Annotated in this window: 4 protein-coding genes; 2 read left to right on the forward strand and 2 right to left on the reverse strand. The window is 63.5% G+C overall.

Going from position 1 to position 4,175, the window contains the following annotated elements; genetic code table 11:
* Both WA989_RS01305 and WA989_RS01310 read left to right on the forward strand, forming a co-directional pair.
* Window positions 1–545, forward strand: a 545-nt coding sequence (locus WA989_RS01305; RefSeq protein WP_424338726.1) for a tetratricopeptide repeat protein, incomplete at its 5' end; no start/stop codon positions are given.
* 11 nt (window positions 546–556) lie between these two features.
* On the forward strand, window positions 557–1,501 hold the full coding sequence (locus WA989_RS01310; RefSeq protein WP_424338727.1) for an alpha/beta fold hydrolase: 945 nt from the start codon (window positions 557–559) through the stop codon (window positions 1,499–1,501).
* Here WA989_RS01310 and WA989_RS01315 read toward each other — a convergent pair.
* Together WA989_RS01315 and WA989_RS01320 are read right to left on the reverse strand one after the other, a co-directional pair.
* Window positions 1,489–3,078 (reverse strand): alkaline phosphatase, encoded by a 1,590-nt coding sequence (locus WA989_RS01315; RefSeq protein ID WP_424338728.1) that lies wholly within the window; start codon window positions 3,076–3,078, stop codon window positions 1,489–1,491. The genes WA989_RS01310 and WA989_RS01315 overlap by 13 nt on opposite strands.
* Window positions 3,075–4,019, reverse strand: a complete 945-nt coding sequence (locus tag WA989_RS01320; RefSeq protein ID WP_424338729.1) for a DMT family transporter — start codon at window positions 4,017–4,019, stop codon at window positions 3,075–3,077. The genes WA989_RS01315 and WA989_RS01320 overlap by 4 nt, the downstream gene beginning before the upstream one ends.
* Window positions 4,020–4,175: the final 156 nt, after the last annotated feature.

Consider the following 4,175-nt stretch of genomic DNA (forward strand, 5'->3'; position numbering starts at 1 on the left):
CATACTTGTTTCCCATGTTCAAAGCACTCGCCTTTGCAGGACTGATCTTCGTCAGCGGTCCGTATTTCGGCCCGTCTGACGAAATGTTCGAAGAGCTGAAGAATGCCCCGACCGAGGAAGAGGCAACGTCTGTTGCGCTTGATATCTGGGCGGCGTGGCTCGAAAGCGGCTCTGCGGCCGCCGATCTCGTCATGGAGCGGGCCGTCACTGCCCAGTCGCAGGGCGAGCTTGAGCTGGCGCGCGAGCTTTATGACCGCGTCATCTCGATCCAGCCGGACTATGCCGAGGCCTATAATCGCCGCGCCTCTGTGTTTCTCCTGAATGACCAGTATGACGAGGCGCTGCGCGATGTGAATGAGGCGCTGCGGCTTGAGCCGCGCCATTTCGGTGCATGGATGGGCCTGGCGCGCGTCCTTGAGGCGCTCGGCGCGAAGGATGAGGCGCTTGAAGCCTATAGAGAGGCGCTCAACATCCATCCAACGCTCGGGCCCGCAAAGGCGGCTGAGGCGCGGCTCAGGAAAGAGCAAATCGGGCAGGGGCTTTGAAGCTGGCTTTATTGATTATTCTGGCCCTGCTAGCTGCAGGCTTCCTCGGCGCGTGCGTCCATAGCGCGGTCTATACCAGCAATGCAGAAGAGCGCTGGCCGCCGATCGGCGAGAAGATCGAAGTGGCCGGCAGCGATGTGCATGTGATCCGCGCCGGAGAGGCTGGCCCGCCTGTCCTGATGATCCATGGCGCGTCAGCCAATGCCCGCGAATTCACAGATACGCTGGGGCCTCGCCTGTCGGCCGGCCATCGCGTTTTCATGGCTGACAGACCCGGGCATGGCTATTCGGAAAGACCGGAGGGCAGCGAACAGCTCGCCGTTCAGGCGCGCCAGATGGCAGGCGTCCTGCAGGCGCTCGCGCCAGGCGAGAAGGCGGTTGTGGTGGGCCACTCCTATGGTGGAGCCGTCGCATTGCGTGTCGCGCTGGACTATCCGGACCTGGTTGACGGCATCGTCTTGCTGGCACCCGTGACCCATGATTGGGGCGGCGGCGGGGAGGCCTGGTATAATAAGGCGGCCGGCCCGCCCATTATCGGCCCGATCTTTTCGCAGCTCGTTCCGATTGTTGGCCCGAAACAGGTAAAGCAGGGCATCAATAGCGTCTTCGACCCGCGCGACGCCCCTGAAGGCTATTACGAGAAGGCCGGGCTCGGCCTGCTGTTTCGCCCGCCTGAGTTCCGCGCCAATGCCGACGACGTGAATGCGCTGCGCGGTGAGCTTGCGGCCCAGCAGGACCGCTATCCGGAGATTGATGTCCCCGTAATCCTGTTTTCAGGCGCCAAGGACACGGTGATCAATCCGACGCTTCATGCCGGCAAGATCAAGCATCAGATCGAGGACTTTACGCTCGTGCCGCTCGCCGATAGCGGGCACATGCCGCACCATTCGCACGGCGCTGAAGTGGCTGACGCCATCCGGCAGCTTTCAGGTGTGGGCGCCGATCAGTCCTCGTAAGTGACAAGGCCGCTGGCCCGGCCCATGACATGGAAGATCTCATTCTGCTCGATCGTGCCGCGAAACAGCTCGGCGCCCGGGCCGCTGGCATAGAGCGGCACGTCTTCGCCTGCATGGGTCTCTGAGCCCGAGAAGACCAGCGCCTGCTGGTTGAAGTCCTTGTCGGTCGTATCGACGTCGGTCAGGTCCGCGCGGGCGCAGTCTTCCTGGCCGGGCTTGCAGCCGGTCATTCCATTGGCATAGCCGAGTGTTGTGTAAGGCTTGCCGTCGTCGGCGCGCGCCATGCCGCCCGGGCCGTAGCCGACCTTGCCGAGGATTGGATTGCCGCGCACGGGATAGCCCGCAATGGTCAGCGTGTGGGAGTGGTCTGCTGTTACGATGATCAGCGTGTCTGAGCTGTCCGTCATCTCGAGCGCCGCCGCGACGGCCTGGTCGAGCGCGTCAGTGTCCCCCAAGGCACGGGCGGCATTGGTCGCATGATGGCCGTGATCGATCCGCCCGCCTTCGACGAGCAGGACATAGCCGTCCTCATCGCGCGAGAGGCGCGTAATCGCCGCGCGGGTGAGCTCTGCGAGAGACGGTTCGCCAGCTTTGTCCTCTGCGCGGTCGAGCTCGTATTGCATGTGGGAGGGTTCGAAGAGGCCGAGAACCCGCGTGTCTGAGGCAAAATCGACGGCGTCAAAGCCAGCCTGGTCATACACATAGGTCCGCTCACCGCTGCCTGACAGCCAGGCGTCTACGAGGTTTGCGCCATCCGTGCGCCGGCCTGCCGGATCGCCTGTTTCAGGATCGGCGATGCTCGGCGGATAGAACGCGCCCCGCCCGCCTCCAAGGATGATTTCAAACCCGTCGCCCGCTGGCCATTCAACCATCTGCCGGGCGATGTCGGTGCACCCTGAGCCGCCCACTTCAGTGTCGTCTTCCCAGTTCCGATTGGCGGCCTCAGCATAGGCCGCCGCTGGCGTCGCATGGGTGATGCGTGCGGTCGAGACGATGCCTGTGGCCAGTCCGGCCGCTTCTGCGATCTCGAAGATGGAATCGGTTTCCTGACCTTCGGCGGACGCGCAATTATTGTGAGCGACACCCGAGCGAAGACCGAGCGTGCGCGAGCCTGTCTTCACGCCGCTCATCATGGCCGTTGCGGTCGAGGCACTGTCGGAGACCTGCGAGTCATGGCTGTAGGTTTTGGAAAACGCTGAATAGGGCAGCTGCTCCATGGTGAGCCGATAGCTTTCGCCATCAACGCCGCGCGTCTGGCCTGCATAGATGCGGCCGGCCGTTACGGTTGAGACGCCCATGCCGTCGCCGACGAACAGGATGACGTTCTTCGCTTTCGGCGCGAAACTGTCTCCGGCACGCGCGGCAACGCTGCTCGCGGCGCTCTCATAATAGCTGTCGCCGGCCTGTTGCGGCACGACGCCGCTGCGACCTGTATCGGCTGATTGCCGGGCTGTTGCGTCGCTGGAGGCGGGCTGGGACACGCTTGCGGCGCAGGCGGCAAGGCCAAGCGCGCCGGCAAGCGAGAAGAAAAGGACGCGCATGCGCGGGCTGGTCGGGGGCGGGGATGTTTTTGTCATGTCGGCTCTGTAGCGGGTTTTTGTGACGATTTCGATTGTCTGGACTTACGTTTTTCCCGCGCCGACCCTTGCGACAGCCAGATGCCGAACAGGATGAGCGCGGCGCCGCCGCCCTGGATGGGAGACAGTGGCTCGTCGAACATCTGCCAGGAGATGGCTGCGGCAACGACGGGCTGGATCAGAACGACGATGCCAGCGACGGCGGCAGGGGTGCGGCCGAGCCCTGCAATGATCAGGCCCTGGCCACCGATCTGGGCGGCAAGCGCAAGGAAGGCCGGGGCGGCGAATCCGGACAGGGTTGCCGGAAAGAAATTCTCGCCGGATGCAAGCACGATGAAGAAGGCGACACAGGCTTCGACCACGGTCAGCCAGAAGATGACATCCATCGCGCCGAGCTTGCCGCGCGCCATTTTCGAACACAGCATGTAGCCGGACACGAGGACGGCTGCGCCGAGCGCCAGCAGATCGCCGCGAATATCGCTCTTGCCGCCCGTCTCTCCGCCAAGCGAGAGGAAGGCTGCGCCGGTGACGGCCACCAGCACGGCGACGAACCAGATCGGTTTGGGCTTTTCCTTGAGGATCAGCCAGGCGGCGAAACCGACGCAGATATTGCCGAGATTGACGATGAAAGTGGCGTTCGCCACCGTTGTCAGAGTCAGCCCCCAGTGCCAGAGGGCGATGTCGAGGGCGAAGAATGTACCGGCGAGGACGATATATTTGTTGAGCCGCTTCGGCATGCGCCGCTCGATCAGGATCAGTAGCGCAAACAGGAAGGGGATGGCGAGAACGTAGCGCCAGAAGGCGATGGCCTGCGGGCCGAGATCATCGAGCCCCATGCGCAGACCAATCGGGGCTAGCCCGATCAGCATTCCGCCGCCCAAAAGCAGGAGCGGGCCGACCCAGGCGCGCGCCGGGGGCAGATGCAGCTCTGTTTCAGTCATGAAGGGTCCCGGCCAGTGTTCGTACCTCGCCCGGCGTTAAACCCTCTTCCCGAAGGCTGGCAAGACGTTGTGACGCAAAGCGTTTGGCCAGCTTCTTGCCGTCCGGGCCGAGAATGAGCGGGTGATGCGTATAAACCGGCTGCGGCCAGCGCATCA

It is taken from the genome of Henriciella sp. (assembly GCF_049649345.1).
In the GTDB taxonomy this organism is placed as follows: Bacteria; Pseudomonadota; Alphaproteobacteria; order Caulobacterales; family Hyphomonadaceae; genus Henriciella.